This is a genomic window from Ancylobacter sp. VNQ12 (assembly GCF_049445835.1).
Taxonomy (GTDB): Bacteria; Pseudomonadota; Alphaproteobacteria; order Rhizobiales; family Xanthobacteraceae; genus Ancylobacter.
In genome coordinates, this window is sequence record NZ_JBMSDU010000004.1 from 222,951 (window position 1) to 241,454 (window position 18,504).

The window sequence follows — 18,504 nt, forward strand, 5'->3', positions numbered from 1 at the left end:
TCCGGCCTCAGAGCTCGCCCGCCGCCATCCGTCCCGCCATGAAATCCGCCTGCCGGATGGCGAGGGCGACGATGGTCAGCGTCGGGTTGCAGGCGCCGCCGGTGGCGAAATTCGAGCCGTCGGCGATGAACAGGTTCGGCACCTCCCATGCCCGCCCATTCCCGTCAAGCACGCCGTCCTCGGCCTTGCCCGCCATACGGTTGGAGCCGAGATTGTGGCTGGCGGGATAGGCCGGCGCCTCGACCGAGCGCTTCGCGCCGGCCGCCTTGTGGATCGAAGTCAGCACCTTGTAGCCATGGCTGCGCAGCTTCAGGTCGTTCGGGTGGTCGTCATAATGGATGTTGGCGACCGGCACGCCATAGGCGTCGAGCTCGTCCGTCAGGGTGATGCGGTTGTCCGCCTGCGGCATGTCCTCGCCGGACATGAAGATGCCGGCCATTTTTGAGTATTGCTCGATCACCGAGGCGAAGTCGCGGCCCCACCAGCCGGGGTCCATGAAGGCGGCGGTGGTCGGCAGGCCCATCGAGTTCATCTCGATATAGTAGCCGCCGGCAAAGCCGCGCGAGGGATCGTGGCGCACGAAATCGTCGATCATGCCGCCCATGATCTCGCCGCGATGCATGTGCACCGGCTTGTCGAAGGTCGACCACACGGTCTGGATGAGATGGCGCAGATAATGCCGGCCGACATGGCCGTAGCCATTGGCGAGACCGTCCGGGAAACGCGCGCTCTTCGAATGCAGCAGCAGGCGCGAGGATTCCACGCAATTGCCGGCCAGCACCACCGCCCGCGCCTTCTGGCGCTGGGTGACGCCAGCGCCATCGACGTAGACCACGGCGCAGGCCTTGCCGGCGGCGTCATGCTCGATGAAGACCGCGCGCGCCTGCGGGCGCAATTCCAGCTTGCCCGTCGCGAGGCCACGCGGGATCTCGACATTCAGCGTCGACCAGCGCGAGCCGGTCTTGTCGCCGGTGATGGTGAAACCGTCCTGGATGGTGGCCGGCCGCCCGTCATAGGGCACGCTGTTAATGGCGTGCCGGCCGGTGGAGACATTGAGCCCCAGCGCCTTGGCGCCGGCATACATCACCTTGAAATTGTTGTTGGCGGGAAGACCGGGCAGGCCATTGGTGCGGGTCACGCCCATCTTGGCTTCGGCGAGGTCGTAATAGGGGTTCAGTTCGTCCAGCGTAATCGGCCAGTCGATCAGCGTGGCGCCGGGAATGTCGCCATAGACGGTCTTCGCCCTGAGCTCGTCCTCGATGAAGCGGTAGCAGCAGGCCGACCAGTGCGTGGTGGTGCCGCCCACAACCTGGCAGCTCCAGCTCGGGGTCAGCGGATGGTCCTTGGCGACACGCCACGTGCCGGACGAGGTGCGCTTGTCGAGCCAGGACAGCATCTCGTAGCCGCCCCACTCGTCATTGACGAAGTCGTCGGCGGTGAGGTGCTTGCCGGCTTCCAGCAGCACCACTTTGACGCCGCGCTGGGCCAGCTCGTTGGCGAGCGTGCCGCCGCCCGCGCCGGAACCGATGATGACGACGACGCCATCGTCGTCGAGTTCGTAGGCCGTCATGGAATGTCGCTCCGAAATCAGGACGCAGGGGCTCGCGATCAGACGCCGGACGGCGGATCGGGCAGCCAGTCGAGGTCGTTGAAGCCGCGGTTCACATAGCCGCCGAGATGGACCGACGCGCCTTCATAGCCGAAGGCCTGCCATACCTCGATGTCGTCATAGAGGAAGCGGACGGCCGAGCGCTGGACGAGGCGGAAGGCCGAGGTGCCCTCGACGCCCTTCAGCACCTGCACGCGGTAGCTCTCCGACAGCTCGCGGAAGGGCAGCGGCAAGGCGCCGTCGACGAGGTCGACGAATTCAGCGAACGACTGCGCCGCCGCGGGCGCCTTCGCCGCCATGGCGTCGAAATGGAACACGGTGCGGCGGTAGATGCGCTCGGGCAGCCCGTCATGCGGGTAGAGCGTACGCACCGCCGCGACCAGCGTTTCGGCCGCATGCGCGTCGAACAAAGAGAGCGCACCGACCCAGCTTTCATCCTCCGGCAGGTCCACGGGAGGCGGCAGCTTGGGGTCTTTATGGGCCGTGACGGCGGACATCGTAAGGCTCCTGACAATCCGGCTCGCCGGTGCGAGCGGTGATTTCAATTCCTCTCCCCATTGGGGAGAGGTGGCCCGCGAAGCGGGTCGGTGAGGGGTGACACGATGGCGGAGCATCGAAGGCCCCTCACCCCAGCCCTCTCCCCGACGGGGAGAGGGAGAAGGCAACCGTCATCAACCACCGTGCTCCTTCAGGTGGAACGCGGTCGGCAGATACTTCTTTGGCAGCACGCAGTGGATGCCCTTGTTGAGGTCGACGGTCTGGGTCACGCGAAGGTCCGCGCAGAGCGAGCACAGCGTGTAGGCGTCCTGCGCCGAGAGGCCGGACGCCTCGCGGATCAGCACGATCATGTCGCGCAGGGCTTCCTTGGCGGCGTCGTCGAGGTCGACGTTGAAACCCATGGTGATCCAGCTGTCGGCCGTCTCCGCGCGCGGCGTGGTGAGCTTCATGTCCTTGCGCAGATGGAACTCGAAGGTGCCGGTCAGCGCGGTCTCCAATGCGGTGAGGCACACCTCGCCATCGCCCTGCCGCCCATGACCGTCGCCGACCGAGAACAGCGCGCCCTTGGTGAAAACGGGGAAATAGGTGATGGAGCCGACGCCCAGTTCCTTGTTGTCCATGTTGCCGCCGAACACGCGCGGCTCGGTCGAGGACAGCCGCCCCCATTGCGGCGCCGGCGCCACGCCGAAATTGCCGAAGAAGGGTTCGAGCGGCAGCTCCTGCCCCCACGGCATGGTGGCAACGCCGCGCGCGGCATCGACGGGAATGTGCAGGCGGCGCAGATCCGGGAAATCCTCCGGCAGCGTGCCCCAGAACGGCATCTGGATGTTCCAGCCCCAGTCGGCGCGGAACTTTATGTCCTTCAGCCGAACCTCCAGCACGTCGCCGGGCTCGGCGCCCTCGATGAAGATCGGTCCGGTCAGCATGTGCGGGCCGGGGCCGCGAAAGGTGCTGGCGAACACCTCCGCCTGGCCCGGCACCGGCGTGAAGCCGAGCGCGGGGTCCGGCATGTCCTCGGGTTCGCCGGACAGCGTCTCGATGACCACCGTGTCGCCGGATTTGATCATGAGCGCGGGCGGCAGGCTCGCATCCCACTGGCCCCAGTTCACCGTGCCGGGCTGTGCCGGCAGATAGTGTTCCGCCATCAGAACCTCCTCACCCCTTGACCGCGCCGAGCGTCAGCCCGCGCACGATGTGCCGCTGCAAGACGAAGACCACGGCGAGCACGGGGAGCAGCGCGGTCATGCCGACCACCGCCATCTCGCCCCAGCGGACGCCCTGCGAGGTGATGAGCTTCGGGATGGAGACCGGCAGCGTCTGCACCGCCTTGCCGCCGAGCATGAAGGCGAACAGGAATTCGTTCCACGCGAAGATGAAGCACAGCACGGCAGTCGCCACGATGCCGTTGCGCAAGAGCGGAAACACCACGCGGCGGAAGATCTGCGGACGCGACCAGCCCTCCAGCGCCGCCGCCTCCTCCAATTCCACCGGCAGGTCGCGGCAGAAGGAGCGCAGCACCCAGATGTAGAAGGAAAGGTTGAACGTCATGTAGGCCAGCGTGAGCCCGAGAAAGGTGTCGAGCAGCCCGACCTTGGCGAAGATCAGGTAGAACGGGATGACGAGGCACACGGGCGGGGCCATGCGCGAGCCGAGGATGAACAGGAACAGGTCGTCCTTGGCTCGCATCTCGAAGCGCGCGAAGGCATAGGCCGCCGGCGTGCCGATGATCACCACCAGCGCGGTCGAGACGGTGCAGAGCAGGAACGAAGTCAGCAGGTACCAGTGGAAGCCCTGCGCCAGCACATATTCGAAATGCTCGAGCGTCGGGGTGAACAGGAACTGCGTCGGGCGCGCGAACATGGCGTCGTTCGGCTTCACCATCATCGACGCCATCCAGTAGATCGGAAACAGCACGATGAGGGCGTAGACGACGGTCACGCTGGTCCAGAAATAGCCCTTGGAACCTTCGGGGCGGTCGGCGGCTGCGGCCATGTTTACTCCTCTCCCGTTCAGAGAGCCTGATTTCCGACTCCCTCTCCCCGTCGGGGAGAGGGTTGGGGTGAGGGGCCTTCCACGCTCCGCAAGCGCGAAATCCCCTCACCGACCCGCTGCGCGGGCCACCTCTCCCCATTGGGGAGAGGGAAGAAAGTAAGTCCTCAGAAGGCGTTCAGCTTCTTCTTGGCGATCTGGTAGAAGATCGAGCAGAAGGCGAAGAAGGCGATCCACACCAGCACGGCCAGCGCCGAGGCCTCGCCGATGTTCCAGAACTCGAAGGTCATCTTGTTGGCGAGGATGGACGGCGTCTCGGTGGAGATGCCCGGCCCACCGCCGGTCAGGATGTAGATCGTGTCGAACACCTTGAAGGCGTCGATGAAGCGCAAGAGGCCGATGACCGCGAGCAGCGGCGTCATCATCGGCAGGGTAATGTGGAAGAACATCTGCAAGCTGTTGGCCCCGTCCACCGCGGCGGCGCGATAAGGCCCGAGCGGCAGCGCCTGCAGGCCGGCGAAGAAGGCCAGCATCATGAAGGGTGTCCACTGCCAGATGTCGACGAAGATCAGCGCGTAGAGCGCGTAGTCGGGCGAGGCGAACACCGAGGTGCCGGGCAGAATGTCGAAGCGCTCCAGCACGTTGTAGGACAGGAAGCCCCACGACCCCGCGAGCATGATCTTCCATAAGAGGCCGACGACGATGGGCGCCATCATGGTCGGCATGAACAGCAACGGGATCAGCAGCGAGCGCCCGCGCACATTCTGGTTCAGCACCAGTGCGCCGGCGAGCCCGAGCATGAACTCGATCGGCACAGCGATGACGACGAAGGTGGCCGCCACGCCGATGGAGTTCCAGAAGCGGGCATCCGTGAGCAGCACCGCGTAATTGTCGAAGCCGACGAAGTCGGTGACGCGGCCGAACTTGGCGGCGTGGAAGCTCAGATAGATCGTGTAGATGAACGGCACCAGCGAGACCACGACCAGCATGATCATCGACGGGGCGATGAGCAGATAGGGATACCAGAACCGCTCACGCGGCAAGGGCGCGTCGCGCGCCGGGGTCTCCATTGTCTCGCTGGCACTCGTCATAGAAGATTCCACCGCTCGTTCTTGCACTTATTCCCTCTCCCCGTCGGGGTGAGGCCGCCTTTCATTCCCTCTCCCCATTGGGGAGAGGGTTAGGGTGAGGGGCGAACGGTCGGACACGAAAGAAGACCCCTCACCCCATCCCTCTCCCCCACGGGGAGAGGGAGAAGAAAGTCAGGTCACAGCAGGCACTTGGTGCAGAGCTTGACGAGTTCCGCCTGGCCCTTCTTGGCGCCCTCTTCCGGCGTGATCTTGCCGAGGCCGACCTCCTGCGCGACGCCGCTCATGACGTCGTAGATCTCGTAGAACTTCGGCATCTTCGGCTTGGCCTCGGCGACGTCGAGGGTCGACTTCATCGCAGTGTAGAGCGTCTTGTTGGCCGCGCCGGTGATCGCCGGCAGCGCCCAGGAGGATTCGCGGATCGGCACGCCGCCCTCGCCCAGCGCGATGAGCTTGTCCTGCTGCTTCTTGTCGGCCAGCCATTCCAGGAAGATGAAGGTCGCCTCGGGGCTCTTGGAGGCGGCGCTGATCACCGTCACCGACGGCTCGGCCTCGGCGTAGCGCTCCTTCGAGCCGGCCTTGATCGGGATCGGGCCGTAGACGAACTGGCCCGCGTAGGGCGACACGCCCTTCTTGTCGATGCCGAGCACGAAGTCCGACCAGGCGATGGACTGCGCGGCGATGCCATTGCCCATCACGGTCGGCACATCGACCAGCGAGTATTCGGCGATGCCGGGCGGGGCGAACTTCCACAGCTCGTGCCACATCTTCAGCGCCGCGACGGTCTGCGGCGTGTCGAAATTCGGCTTGCCGTCGGCGTCGATCAGGTTGCCGCCATAGTTCTTGATGAAGTTGTTCCACAGCGTCGGGAAGGTCGAGCCACCCTTGATGCCTTCGAGCACGATGCCGTAGAAATCGCTTTCAAGCGGCTTGCCGGCGAGCGTCGCGCCCTTCTTGCGGGTGAAGAACTCGGCGATGTCGCGCATCTGCTCGATGGTGGTCGCCGGCGCCAGCTCATAGCCGTACTTGGCCTTGAACGCGGCCTTCTCTTCCGGGTTGTTCAGCAGGTCGGCGCGCGCCCAATAGACCTGATTGTAGTTCCAGTTGATGAAGGAATACTGCTTGTCGCCGACGAAGGCGGCGGTCTTGAACGGGTTCTGGATGAAGTCCGCCGTGTCGAGGCCGGGATTGGCCAGCTTCGGGTTCGAGGTGAGGTCGTTCAGCGGGCGGATGACGCCGGCCGAGATCATCGGGCCGAGCTGGAAGCCGTGCAGCATGATCGCGTCATAGTAGCCACGGCCGGACAGCATGTCGGCCTGGCCCTTGTTGATCACCTCGAAATGGTTGAGCAGCTCCCACTCGACCTTGATGCCGGTTTCCTTCTCGAAATCCGGCACGATCTTGGACAGCGTCTCCTGCAGCGGCGTGATCTCGTCGAGCACGCGGATGGTCGTGCCCTTATAGGGCTTTGCCGCCTCGGCGTAGAAGGACGTGTCGTCCGCCTGCGCCGGCACGACGGCGGCCATCAGCCCCGTCGAGGCCGCCAAGGCGGCGGCGAAACACCAGAACCTGCTCTTCATCGCTCTTTCCCTCTGTTTTTGTCGTCAGCGGCTTCTTCAGTTGCCGGGCAGCGCGCGGCCCGTGGTCCCGTCGAAAAGCGTGAGCCCATCGTGCGGGAAAAGCAGTCCGACCTTGCGGCCGATGCCTTCGTTCGCGCCCTCGCTGAGGGCGGAAGCGGTGGCCATTGTGGTCTTGGCCTTGGCGAGCAGCGCCCCGAGATCGAGCGTGACGATGGCGTGCTTGCCGAAGGGCTCGTTGGAATAGATCTCGGCCCCGACCGCGCCCGGCGCATCGGGCGGCGCGAAGCCGATATCGGCTGGCCGCACGCCGAGGATGATGTCCTCGCCCGGCATGCCGGCAGCGGCGAACGACAGCACCGGCGGCAAGGCGAGCCGAATGTCGCGACGGGCGAAATAGAGCGTGCCGCCCTCGCTCCTCAGCTTGCCCTCCACGAGGTTCATCGGCGGGTCGCCGAGCAGCCTGGCCACGCGCGCGCTGGCCGGGCGCTGCCAGATTTCCTCCGGCGTACCGACCTGCTCGACGCGGCCCTGGTCGATCACCACCACCCGGTCGCCGACAGAGAGCGCCTCCATGCCGTCCGGCGTCGACCAGACGCTCGGCGCGCTCTGGCCGGCGAGCCGGCGACGGATTTCGCCACGCAGCTTGTGGCGCAGCTTGGCGTCGAGATGGGAGATCGGCTCGTCGAGCAGATAGAGGTCGGGCGTCTGCACCAGCATCCGTGCCAGCGCCACGCGCTGCTTCTGCCCGCCGGAGAGCGCACCCGGCAGGCGCTCGCCGAGATGGCGGATTTCCAGCAGTTCCAGCACCTCGTCGACCCGCGTGTTTGCCGCCGCCGGGTCGAGCCGGCCGCCGGGCGCCAGCAGCGGCGACAAGGCGTTGCCGCGCACGGTGAGGTGCGGGTAGAGCGCATAGGATTCGAACATCAGCGCCACGCGGCGCTGCTGCGGCGGCACGCCGGCGAGATCGCGCCCGCCGAGCGTGACGGTGCCGGCATCCGGCCGCTCCAGCCCGGCGAGGATGCGGCACAGCGTGGACTTGCCGGCGCCCGAGGGGCCGGTGATGGCGAGCAGTTCGCCCGGCGCCACCTCGATGCCGACCTCATGCAACGCGGCGACGACCTCGCCTTTGCCCTTGGCAAAACTCTTGGAGATGCCGCGCGCCGACAGGCCCGGCATGGCGGACGCGCTCATTGCAGCGCCTCCCGGTTGCGGCCGCTCTCGGCGTCGAACACCAGCAGCTTGGTGACATCGATGCCGAGCGCGACGCGGTCGCCCGCGCGCCAGTGCGAGGGCCCGGCGATTTCGGCCACCAGCTTGCCCACCGCACCGCCAGGAGCCTCCAGCGCGACGGTCAGCACGTCGGCATCGCCGCGTGGCTCGCGATAGACAATGGTGCCGCGCGCCTCACCCGCCTTGTCGGGCGCGCGGACAGCGATGTTCTCCGGGCGGATGCCGGCAACCACGGCGCCGCTGCCCGCAGTCAGCGCCGGCAATCGCGCCGGATCGAGCACGGCCGACCAGCCGGCCCCCATGATGCGCCCAGCCTCCGCGAACTCCGCCGTCATCAGGTTCATCGGCGGCTCGCCGATGAAATTGGCGACGAACAGGTTCGCCGGGCGCTCGTAAAGCTCCTGCGGCGCACCGACCTGCTGCAACACGCCATGGTTCATCACCGCCACGCGGTCGGCCATGGCGATAGCCTCGGTCTGGTCGTGGGTGACGAGGATGGAGGTCACCTGCCGCAGCTTCTGCAGCCGCTTGATCTCGGCGCGCAGCTGCACCTTCTGGTCGGCGTCGAGATGCGACAGAGGCTCGTCGAACAGGATGACTTCCGGGTCGCGCACCAGCGCCCGCCCGATGGCCACGCGCTGCTGGGCGCCGCCGGACAGGCCCTTCACGCCCTGATCCGCCATCTGGCGCAGGCCGAGCAGTTGCAGCACCTCGCCGATGCGCTCGGCTGCCGGCTGGCCGGTGATGCCGCGTACCTTCAGCGGGAAGGCGACGTTCTCCCACACCGTCATCTGCGGGTAGAGCGCGTAGTCCTCGAACACCATGGCAATGTTGCGCTCGCCCGGCGCGAGGCGGGAAACCGGACGCTCACCGAACCAGATCTCGCCCTCGCTGACGCTCTCGATGCCCGCCGCCATCTTCAGCGTGGTCGACTTGCCGCAGCCGGACGGACCGAGCAGGGCAAGCATCTCCCCGGCGTCGCAGGCCAGGTCGAGCTGCCTGACGGCATCGACCTCACCGTAACGCTTGAAGACGGACTCGAAAGCGATGGACGACATCGGGCACTCCGGTAGCTATGCCGATGATCAATCCAAGTTCTGTGCCAAAGTGTGCTGGTGTATAGACACTCTATATCTCTGGTGCCTTGATACCGTTTTGCTGTTATGCTGCTGCTTAAATAAGTGGCCGTTCGGCGGCGGCCTGCCGCGAACGTGAGCGACGGCCTGCGACGCCGCGCCAGCCTCGATATTTAGCCGCGCGCAAGGACACCGCGCGGCTCAGCCGGCTGATCCGGCGGGAAGCAGGCCGGCGCCCTCCAGCAGGCGACGGGTATGCGACGCGGCCCCCAGCAGCCCGAGCCGCGCCACGTCCTCGGGCGTGTCGACATCGAGCGCCAGCCGGGAAAATGCCCCGGCGTCATGGGCGCGCGGCACGATGCCCAGCGCGGCGGCATTGGCCAGATGCGCTTCGAAGCTCGACGGGCCATAGGCGAAGCCGAGCGCATCGGGTGGCGTGGCGACGAGTGCGTTGGTGCCCTGCCCGTCATGGGCGCGCACCAGGCTCACCGCCCTGCCCTTGCCATGCGCGGCCAGCAGGCGGCCGATCTCCCCCGGGGTGGCGGCAGGGATGTCGGAGGGAAGCACCAGCACGCCGCCGCGCTGCTCGGCGGCAAGGCGTGCGGCAGCTTCCGTCACCGCCGCATTGAGGCCGCGCACCTCCTTCTCGAACAGCAGCCGCGCGCCATGCTCGCGCGCCAGCAGTCCGGCCTCGGGATCGGCGGTGACCACCACGATTCCGGCCAGCCCTTCGGCGGCACGCAGCGCCGCCAGCACGTCGCGCAGCATGGCGCCGGCGAGCTGGCGCCGGAACGCGGGCGGGAACGCCCCGGCGAGTCGCTGCTTGGCCAGCGAGAAATCCTTCACCGGCACGACAGCGACGATATCGCGGGCGAGAATATCGCGGGGAAGCCCGCTCACACCGTCCATCCCGTGACGCCGAGAACGAGGCGGGCGAGGCCGATCTTGTCGTCGAGATTGCGCATGAGGGTCGGCCCCACCCGCTTCTCGGCGCCCCCGACCCCGGTCTCGGCATCCGCCTCATCGACCACGAAGACGTCGATCAGCCCGGCATAGTGCTCCGCCACCGTCGCCGCCGACGGCATCAGGCCAAGCTCCGCCATCATCTTGGCGGTCGGCCCCTTCACTGCCTGCCCGGCGATGATCGGCGAAACCGCGATCACCGGGGCGGAAGCCGCGTGCAGCGCTTCCCGCAGGCCCGGCACGGCGCGAATGGGATCGACGCTGAGATAGGGATTGGACGGGCAGATGATGATCGCCGCCAGTGCCGGATCGCTGAGCGCCGCCAATGCGTTAGCTGCGAGCCTCGCTGTCGCGGCGCCGGCGAATTCAAGCGCGCGCACGCGCGGCTCGCAGCGGCGGCGCACGAAATAATGCTGGAAATCCAGCCACCCCTCATCGGTCTCGACGCGGGTGCGGACCGGATCGTCGCTCATCGGCACGATGGCGGACGCGATGCCGAGCCGCCGGCGCAGGCCGTCCGTCACCTCGCTGAGCGTCTCGCCGCCGGCAAGCCGGCGCGTGCGCTCGACATGAATGGCGAGGTCTCCATCGCCGAGCTGGAACCAGGTCTCGCCGCCGATCTGCCCGAGCGCCTGCATGAAATTCCACGTCTCGTCCCGCCGCCCCCAGCCGCGCACGGGGTCGTCGAGCCCCGCCAGCGTGTAGAGCAGCGTGTCTATATCCGGCGAGATATGCAGGCCGAGATGGCGGAAATCATCCCCGGTATTGGCGATGATGGTGAGCTGGCCGGGCGCCAGCACGCGGTCGAGCCCAAGCGCCAGCTTGGCCCCGCCAATGCCGCCCGACAGCGCGACCACCTTGCCGGTCTTCATCGGAAAAGGTCCTCGTTCGCGGGACGGATAAGTGTGCTCGCCGGGCTTCCCGGTGCCGTCCAGTCGAGCCCCCGCACCAATACGGCAGGTATGCCTTCCGCCGCTGGCCCCATCAGCAGCGAGGCGCTCGCGGCGATCTCGTCGGCGAGCGCGATCATCGTCACCTGCAGCGGCCGGCCGAACAGATCCGCCTCGCCGCGCCGGTCGACCAGCGCCGGCAGCCCCGCCGCGCCGATGGCGACGCCTGTCGTGCCCCGCCGCCAGGGTCGGCCGAAACTGTCATTGATGACGACGCCGAAGCGCATGCCCTCGGGGGCGAGGCGCGCGCGCAGCCGCGCAGCACTGGCATCGGGGTTCTCGGGCAGCAGCAGCGCGTAGCCGGGTTCGACGTTGGACTGGTCGATGCCGGCATTGGCCATGATCAGCCCCAGCCGGTGCTCGACGATCAGCACATTCGGCCTTGCCCGCACGACGCGCGCGCTCTCGCGCAGGATGAGTTCAACGAGACGCGGCTCCTTGCCCACTTGCACCGCGAACGCCCTCGCCTCCTCCGAAGGCTCGACGTCCGCGAGCGCAACCCGCCGCCCCTCGGCCTTGGAGACGATCTTCTGCGCCAGCACCAGCACGTCGCCGTCGCGCAGGGCAAGGCTGCTGCGCGCCAGCGCCTCGCCGATCAGCACGGCGAGGTCGTCCCCCGGCGCAACAAGCGGTAACCCTTCCAGCGCGATCAGTTCGATCCGTCCCGACACGCCGCGCGGCCTCAGCCGAAAGCGGCGCGCAGGCGCGGCAGCACGCTCTCGGAATAAAGCCGCAGGAACCGCGCCTGGTCCTCGCCTGGCGCGTGGAAGACGAGGTGATTGAAGCCGAGTTCCACATAGGGGCGGATGCGCTCGACATGCTCGTCCGGGTCGCTGGAGACGATCCAGCGCTTGGCCGCCCTCTCCAGCGGCAGCGCGTCGGCGAGCTTTTCCATCTCCCGCGGGTCCTCCACCGACATCTTCTCCTCCGGCGACAGCGCGAGCGCGCCCCAGTACCGCGTATCCTGCAACGCGCGGGCCTTGTCGGTGTCGAAGGAGACCTTCATCTCGATCATGCGGTCGTAACTGTCGGACGGACGGTCCGCAGCTTCAAGCCCGGCGGCGACATTCGGCAGGAGCGTCTCGCTGTAGAGCTCCCACGGCTTGCCCGAGGTGCAGATGAAGCCGTCGCCGGCGCGGCCGGCGAATTTGGCCACCATGGGCCCGGCCCCGGCGACATAGATCGGCACCGGCGCTTCCGGCCGGTCATAGATGGTGGCGGCCTCGGTGCGGTAGAACTCGCCCTCGAAGCTGACGCGCTCCTCGCTCCAGAGCAGCCTGATGAGCCGCACCGCCTCGCGCAGGCGGGCGAAGCGCTCCTTCATCTCCGGCCACGGCGCACCTGTCGCCGGCACCTCGTTGAGCGACTCGCCGGAGCCGACGCCGAGGATCACCCGGCCGGGGAAAAGCTGGCCGAGCGTGCCGAAGGCCTGCGCCACCATGGAAGGGTGATGGCGGAAAGTCGGGGTGAGCACGCTGGTGCCCATGATAATGCGCGAGGTCGAAGCGCCCACCGCGCCGAGCCAGGGAAACGCCGCCGGCGCGTGCCCGCCGGTGTGCCGCCAGGGCTGGAAATGATCGCTGATGAAGACAGAATCGAAGCCGCGCTTCTCCGCCTCGACGGCGAAACCGAGCAAGGCGCGCGAGTCGAACTGTTCCGCCGAAGCCTTGTAGCCGAGCCTGAGCACCATGGAACTCCCCTACCGAGGCGAGGAGGATAGAATGAGATATATGTGCAGCACAATATGATGAATTATCATTTTATTGCAGCACTCTAACCTCTCACGAAAGCCGAGATGGGGAATTCTCCCCCCGCACGCAACGTAAGTTGGCTTGCCGCCATCGATGCGAAGCCTTATCCGGCAAAGCTTCGGTTTGGCGCAGGGATGGCAATCGGCATGGAGCAGCGTGTGATGGGGCAGCGCGGGGTGGCGGTAATGATCGGCATTACGACCGCCATTCTGGCGGCTGCGGCGCTGCAGCTGGCCAGCGGCATCTTTGCCCCGGTCGCCTTTGCCCTGTTCATCATGGCGCTGGTCTGGCCGCTGCAGAAGTCACTGCAGCGCGTCCTGCCGCAATTGCTGGCCCTGTTCATCACCCTCGCCGTCACCATCGTGGTGCTGCTGGGTCTCGTCTCGCTCACCGTCTGGGGCTTCGGGCGCGCCGCGCAATGGCTGATCGCCAACGCCGCCCGCTTCCAGACGCTGTACATGCAGGGCGCAGGCTGGCTGGAGGGCCACGGCCTCTACGCCGCCGGCACCTTCGTCGAGACCTTCAATGTCGGCTGGCTGATCCGCTTCTTCCAGGGCGTGGCGGCACGGGTGAACGGCATGCTGGGCTTCTCCGTCGTCACCGCGATCTTCGTCATGCTCGGCCTCCTGGAGGTCGACGTCATGCGGCGCAAGCTGGCCGGGGCGGAGGCAGGCGAAGCGGGCCACTCGCTGCTGCGGGCGAGCGAGGAGATCGCGCGCAAGTTCCGCCGCTACATGGTGGTGCGAACGGCGATGAGCTTCTTCACCGGCCTTGCGATCTGGGCCTTCGCCGCCACGGCGGGGCTGGACCTCGCCTTCGCCTGGGGCGTCATCGCCTTCGTGATGAACTACATCCCGTTCATCGGCCCGCTGGTGGCGACGCTGCTGCCGACGCTGTTCGCCGTGGTTCAGTTCGAATCCTGGCAGATGGCGGTCGCCGTCTTCGCCGGCATGAACGTCATCCAGTTCTTCTCCGGCAGCTACATCGAGCCGCGCATCGCCGGCAAGGCGCTGGCGATGTCGCCCTTCATCGTGCTGCTGTCGGTGTTCTTCTGGGCCTTCATGTGGGGCCTGCCGGGGGCGTTCATCGGCGTGCCGCTGGTTATCGCCGCGCTGGTGGTCTGCGACCAGCACGATAGCAGCCGCTGGGTGGCGCGCCTGCTGTCGGGCCAGGCGCCGGCGAAGGACTGAGGGAAGGCGATGGCCATGCTGAGAACGATGCTGCGCAGGCTCAAGCTGCTCATGTGGCTGGCCATTTCGGCCGTGCTGCTGGTGTTCGTCACCTTCATCGGCACCCGCATCTACTTCTCCCAGAGCGGGGCGCCGCTGGAGCCCTGGCACACCTTTGTGCCGCACGAGCTGAGCATCTCCGAACTCGATGAGGCCGACTGGGCGAGCTATCTCGCCGCCGAGGACCGCATCTTTAGGGAGGTGCAGGCCGAGGTGGTGCAGAAGCTCGACGATGAGGAGCGGGTTCCGTCCAATCGCTATTTCTCCGGCAGCGTGGTCTACCCGCCCCGCTTCGCGCAGGACTGGAACCGCTCCTACACGCTCGACCCGCAGGGCGAGAGCCGGGGCGCAGTGGTGATGCTGCACGGGCTGACGGATTCGCCCTACAGCCTGCGCCACATCGCGCAGGACTATCAGGCCGCCGGCTTCGCGGTCGTCGCCCCCCGCCTGCCGGGCCACGGCACCGTGCCGGCCGGGCTGACCGACGTCGAATGGGAAGACTGGCTCGCCGCCACAAGGCTTGCCGTGCGCGAGGCACGGCGCCGCGCCGGGCCGACCGGGCAGGTGCACATTGTCGGCTTCTCCAATGGCGGCGCGCTGGCGCTGAAATACGCGCTCGACGCGCTGGACGATCCGGCCCAGCCGCGCGTCGACCGGCTGATCCTGATCTCGCCGATGATCGGCATCACCAGCTTCGCGCGCTTTGCCGGCCTCGCCGGCCTGCCCGCCTTCCTGCCGGCCTTCGCCAAGGCGGCGTGGCTGTCCGTGCTGCCGGAGTTCAATCCGTTCAAGTACAACTCGTTTCCGGTCAATGGCGCACGCCAGTCGCACCGGCTGACGGTGGCGTTGCAGGAATCGATCTCGCGCCGCGCGGGCCTCGGCGACATTGGTCGCCTGCCGCCGGCGCTGACCTTCCAGTCGGTGATGGACTTCACCGTCTCGACGCGGGCGATCATCACCGCCTTCTATGCGCTGCTGCCGGACAATGGCAGCGAGCTGGTGCTGTTCGACATCAACCGCAACACCAAGCTCGGCCCGCTCCTGCGCGCCACCACCTACGCCGCGCTACAGCGCATGCTGCCCGCCGCGCCGCGCAATTTCCGCACCACCATCGTCACCAACGAGACCGGCAGCGACGAGGTGCTGGAGCGCAGCGTCGCTGCGGGGCAGAGCGAGGAGACCCAGCGCCCGCTCGGCCTGTTCTACCCGCGCGACGTCTATTCGCTGTCGCATGTCGCCCTGCCCTTCCCGGCGAGCGACGGGCTCTATGGCTACGATCCCGACCCGAAGGACGATTTCGGCCTGCAACTCGGCGCCATGGCCATTCGCGGCGAGCGCGGCGCGCTGATCGTCAATCTCGACGCGCTGGTGCGGATGTCGTCCAACCCGTTCTTCCCCTACATGCAGCAGCGTATCGAGGCCGACATCTCCCCGGCTGCGGCACCGACCGCCGCCGAGCCCACCGCCGCGCCGGCCGCAGCGCCGTTGCCGTGACGGTGCCGAACGGCAACGGCGGCGGGAATTCGCTACCCGCGCCCCCTGCCGGAAGCACGCCAAGGCTTGAGCCCGCCGCGGGCTGGCTGTAACCGTGGCGGAAAGACGGGCTGCAACAATCCGGAGTAGCGTAGTGGCGTCCGCAGCAAGTCAGACCCGAGCGGTCCGCTCGGGATGGTCGATGCGACAGCCGTCAATGCCGCGTCCGTGGGTTCGGCTGGCAGCGATCGCGCTTGTCGGCGGTCTCCTCGCCGCCTGTGCCGGGCGTCCGGTCGGCGTGCTCGGCCCGGTCGCGCAGACCGCCGAGGGCGCCTCCAAGGTCAACATGCTGGTGGCGACCACCCGTGCGCCCGCAGCCGACCCGAACGTGCTGTTCACCGGCGAGCGCGGCACCAAGGTATCGCTGACCGCCTTCACCATCTCGATCCCGCCGGACGACCGCCACCAGATCGGCCAGGTGCAGTGGCCGCGCCGGCTGCCGGCCAATCCGGAGACCGACTTCGCCACGGTCAATGTCGATCCCCTGGACGGCGAGCAGGCCGCCAAGAAGTGGCTCGACAGCCACCTTACCCCGAGCGGGCGCGTGCTGATCTTCGTGCACGGCTTCAACAACCGCTTTGAGGACGCGGTCTACCGCTTTGCGCAGATCGTGCATGATTCCGGCGCCGATGCCGCCCCGGTGTTGTTCACCTGGCCTTCGCGCGCCCGCGTGTTCGACTATCTGTTCGACCGCGAGAGCACCATCTTCTCGCGCGACGCCTTCGAGGAAACCGTCTGGCAGATTTCCAGGGATCCGCGCGTGAAGGATGTGACCATCATGGCGCATTCTATGGGCGCGTGGCTCGCCATGGAGGGGCTGCGGCAGATGGCGATCCGGCGCGGCACGCTGCCGGCCAAGATCTCCAACGTGATCCTCGCCTCGCCGGATGTCGATGTCGACGTGTTCGCCACGCAATGGCGCGCGCTGGAAAGCCCCAAGGCCCGCTTCACTTTGTTCGTCTCCAGCGACGACCGTGCCTTGCAGGTCTCGCGCCGCATCGCCGGCGGCGTCGACCGGCTGGGGCAGATCGACCCGCAGCGCTATTATGCCGAGCTGGAGAAGTCCGGCATCGTGGTGATCGACCTCACCGCCATGCGCTCGGGCGACTCGCTCAACCATGGCCGCTTCGCCTCCTCGCCCGAAGTGGTGCAGGCGATCGGCCAGCGGCTGGTCAACGGCCAGACGGTGACGGATTCGGATATCAGCCTGGGCGATCGCATCGGCGTCGCGGCCATGGGCGTCGGCCAGACTGTCGGCGGCGCCGCCGGCCTCGTGATCAGCGCGCCGATCGCGGTCATCGACCCGGCAACGCGGCAGACCTATCAGGGGCAGGTGCAGCAGTTCGGCCGCACGGTGAGCGAGAACGCGCAGGATCCCGCCGCCGACTGAGGCGGCGGGACAGGCGGTCGGTCCTTACCAAGCGCGGACCCAGCGACCCGGCTCGAACACCCACTGGCCGCGGCGCAGCACCCAGCGCGGGCCGACATAATTGAAGCCGCGACGGTTCTCTTCCCAGTGGCCCGGCGTCCACACCCAGCCACGGCGGCCCGCCCAGGCCCAGTGGCCGGGAATCCAGGTGTAGCCCCGGCGCGGAGCCGGGCGCGGCTCGCGACGCGGCCGGGGCGGCGCACCCGGAGGGCCGGCGGGCGGCGGCGGGGCGCCCCATTGGGCGTCGGCGCTCGTCACCAGGGCCACCCCAAGCGGAGCGGCCAGAGCGGCGGCCGCGAGGCCCTTGAACAGCGAACGTCGGGAGATCATCGGGACTTCCTTGCAGCGTGGACGGTCAGCGGGCGAGATAGCCGATGACCGCCGCATTGATGATGTCGATGAAGAAGGCGGAGACGAGCGGCAGAATGATGAAGGCGCGCGGCGCGGCACCATGCGCCTTGGTCACCGCCGTCATGTTGGCGATCGCCGTCGGCGTCGCGCCCAGACTGATGCCGGTGAAGCCGGACGAGAGCACCGCCGCCTCGTAGTTCTTCCCCATGGCGGGAAAGACGACGAAAATGATGTAGGCCACCGCCGCGACCGTCTGCACCGCCAGGACGACCACCAGCGAGGTGCCGAGCCCGCCCAGCGTCCACAGCTGCATGCTCATCAGCGACATGGCAAGGAAGATGTTCAGCGACAGGTCGGACACCAGCGCCAGAGCGCGCGTGCGGGTCGGCCAGATGAGGCGCGGCAGCAGGCGCGGCACGGTGTTGGTCAGCACGATGGCAACCAGCAGGCAGACCACGAATAGCGGCAGCTTCAACGCCACGTCCCCCAGCAATTCGTCGACGATGTAACCGATCAGGATGGCCGCGTTCAGCACCAGCACGGTGCGCAGCAGGCTGACATGGCTGACATCGTCACGCGCACTGTCCTCGCCCCTCTGCGGCAGGCCGACCACGGCGACCTCGACCTTCGGACCCTTCAGATCGTAGCGGGTGATGAGATGGCGCGCGATCGGCCCGCCGACGAGGCTGGCCACCACGAGACCGAGCGTCGCCACGGCGATGCCGACTTCCATCGCGTTCGCCACATGGAAGCGCTCGGCGATGAGCGGCGCCCAGGCGATGGTGGTGCCGTGCCCGCCGATCAGCGAGGCCGAGCCGAGAAACACCGTCAGCCCCTCCGGCAGGTCCAGCAGCGCGACGCTGCCCGCCGCGATGAGGTTCTGCAGGACAAGATAGACCACGGTGAGGATCAGCAGCACCAGCAGCGGCCGCCCGCCGGAGACCAGGTCGTCCAGCCGGGCGTTGAGGCCGATGCCGGTGAAGAAATACAGCAGCAGCATGTCGCGCGCTTCCAGCGCGAAACTGATCTCGATATTGAAGAAGCGATGGGCGATGAGCGTGACCAGCGCCGCCAGCAAGCCACCGGTCACCGCCTCGGGGATGTTGAACGTCCGCAGCGCGGGGATCGCGCGGTTGATGCCCGCCCCGGCGAAGAACACCAGAATGGCGATGGTGAAGGTCAGCAGACCCGGCGTCTGGATGCTCGTCATCGTTCCCCCTGCCTATCC

The 18,504-nt window shown here is 67.4% G+C and carries 17 protein-coding genes; 3 read left to right on the forward strand and 14 right to left on the reverse strand.

Features of this window, described 5'->3' with window-relative positions; all coding sequences use genetic code 11:
• Nucleotides 1-7 precede the first annotated feature (7 nt).
• The 12 genes from ACO2RV_RS08870 to fgd all read right to left on the reverse strand — a co-directional run bounded on the left by ACO2RV_RS08870 (nt 8) and on the right by fgd (nt 12,673).
• On the reverse strand, nt 8-1,570 hold the full coding sequence (locus ACO2RV_RS08870; RefSeq protein ID WP_423291962.1) for a GMC family oxidoreductase: 1,563 nt from the start codon (nt 1,568-1,570) through the stop codon (nt 8-10).
• 38 nt (nt 1,571-1,608) lie between these two features.
• Nucleotides 1,609-2,106 carry a hypothetical protein gene (locus ACO2RV_RS08875; protein WP_423291964.1) on the reverse strand — a complete coding sequence of 166 codons (498 nt, stop codon included), beginning with the start codon at nt 2,104-2,106 and terminating at the stop codon, nt 1,609-1,611.
• A gap of 174 nt (nt 2,107-2,280) precedes the next feature.
• Entirely contained in the window at nt 2,281-3,252 is a 972-nt protein-coding gene (locus tag ACO2RV_RS08880) for an acetamidase/formamidase family protein (protein ID WP_423291966.1), read from the reverse strand.
• 10 nt (nt 3,253-3,262) lie between these two features.
• Nucleotides 3,263-4,099 carry a carbohydrate ABC transporter permease gene (locus ACO2RV_RS08885; protein ID WP_423291968.1) on the reverse strand — a complete coding sequence of 279 codons (837 nt, stop codon included), beginning with the start codon at nt 4,097-4,099 and terminating at the stop codon, nt 3,263-3,265.
• 164 nt (nt 4,100-4,263) lie between these two features.
• Nucleotides 4,264-5,187 carry a carbohydrate ABC transporter permease gene (locus ACO2RV_RS08890; RefSeq protein ID WP_423291970.1) on the reverse strand — a complete coding sequence of 308 codons (924 nt, stop codon included), beginning with the start codon at nt 5,185-5,187 and terminating at the stop codon, nt 4,264-4,266.
• A 176-nt stretch (nt 5,188-5,363) separates the two neighbouring features.
• Nucleotides 5,364-6,764, reverse strand: coding sequence for an ABC transporter substrate-binding protein (locus tag ACO2RV_RS08895; RefSeq protein ID WP_423291972.1), 1,401 nt, complete (start codon nt 6,762-6,764; stop codon nt 5,364-5,366).
• Nucleotides 6,765-6,800: 36 nt separating this feature from the next.
• A complete protein-coding gene (locus ACO2RV_RS08900; protein ID WP_423291974.1) occupies nt 6,801-7,955 on the reverse strand; it encodes an ABC transporter ATP-binding protein in 1,155 nt (384 codons plus the stop codon).
• Complete coding sequence (locus ACO2RV_RS08905) at nt 7,952-9,052, reverse strand: ABC transporter ATP-binding protein (protein WP_423291976.1); 1,101 nt, start codon at nt 9,050-9,052, stop codon at nt 7,952-7,954. The genes ACO2RV_RS08900 and ACO2RV_RS08905 overlap by 4 nt, the downstream gene beginning before the upstream one ends.
• A 219-nt stretch (nt 9,053-9,271) precedes the next feature.
• Nucleotides 9,272-9,970 (reverse strand): 2-phospho-L-lactate guanylyltransferase, encoded by a 699-nt coding sequence (gene cofC, locus ACO2RV_RS08910; protein WP_423291978.1) that lies wholly within the window; start codon nt 9,968-9,970, stop codon nt 9,272-9,274.
• Complete coding sequence (gene cofD / locus ACO2RV_RS08915; protein ID WP_423291980.1) at nt 9,967-10,905, reverse strand: 2-phospho-L-lactate transferase; 939 nt, start codon at nt 10,903-10,905, stop codon at nt 9,967-9,969. Before cofD ends, cofC begins: the two co-directional genes overlap by 4 nt.
• On the reverse strand, nt 10,902-11,654 hold the full coding sequence (gene cofE, locus ACO2RV_RS08920; RefSeq protein WP_423291982.1) for a coenzyme F420-0:L-glutamate ligase: 753 nt from the start codon (nt 11,652-11,654) through the stop codon (nt 10,902-10,904). Before cofE ends, cofD begins: the two co-directional genes overlap by 4 nt.
• A gap of 11 nt (nt 11,655-11,665) precedes the next feature.
• Nucleotides 11,666-12,673, reverse strand: coding sequence for a glucose-6-phosphate dehydrogenase (coenzyme-F420) (fgd, locus tag ACO2RV_RS08925; RefSeq protein WP_423291984.1), 1,008 nt, complete (start codon nt 12,671-12,673; stop codon nt 11,666-11,668).
• Nucleotides 12,674-12,880: 207 nt separating this feature from the next.
• On the opposite strand from fgd, the gene ACO2RV_RS08930 reads away from it, so the two are divergent.
• The 3 genes from ACO2RV_RS08930 (at nt 12,881) to ACO2RV_RS08940 (ending at nt 16,886) form a co-directional block, all read left to right on the forward strand.
• Nucleotides 12,881-13,924 (forward strand): AI-2E family transporter, encoded by a 1,044-nt coding sequence (locus ACO2RV_RS08930; RefSeq protein ID WP_423291986.1) that lies wholly within the window; start codon nt 12,881-12,883, stop codon nt 13,922-13,924.
• Between the two features lie 15 nt (nt 13,925-13,939).
• Nucleotides 13,940-15,457: an alpha/beta fold hydrolase gene (locus tag ACO2RV_RS08935; protein WP_423291988.1), complete on the forward strand. Its 1,518-nt coding sequence runs from the start codon at nt 13,940-13,942 to the stop codon at nt 15,455-15,457.
• 196 nt (nt 15,458-15,653) lie between these two features.
• Nucleotides 15,654-16,886, forward strand: coding sequence for an alpha/beta hydrolase (locus ACO2RV_RS08940; RefSeq protein ID WP_423292063.1), 1,233 nt, complete (start codon nt 15,654-15,656; stop codon nt 16,884-16,886).
• 24 nt (nt 16,887-16,910) lie between these two features.
• Here the strand turns inward: ACO2RV_RS08940 and ACO2RV_RS08945 are convergent, their stop codons facing one another.
• Nucleotides 16,911-17,255: a hypothetical protein gene (locus tag ACO2RV_RS08945; RefSeq protein WP_423291990.1), complete on the reverse strand. Its 345-nt coding sequence runs from the start codon at nt 17,253-17,255 to the stop codon at nt 16,911-16,913.
• Between the two features lie 25 nt (nt 17,256-17,280).
• A complete protein-coding gene (gene gltS, locus ACO2RV_RS08950; protein ID WP_423291992.1) occupies nt 17,281-18,486 on the reverse strand; it encodes a sodium/glutamate symporter in 1,206 nt (401 codons plus the stop codon).
• Nucleotides 18,487-18,504 lie beyond the last annotated feature (18 nt).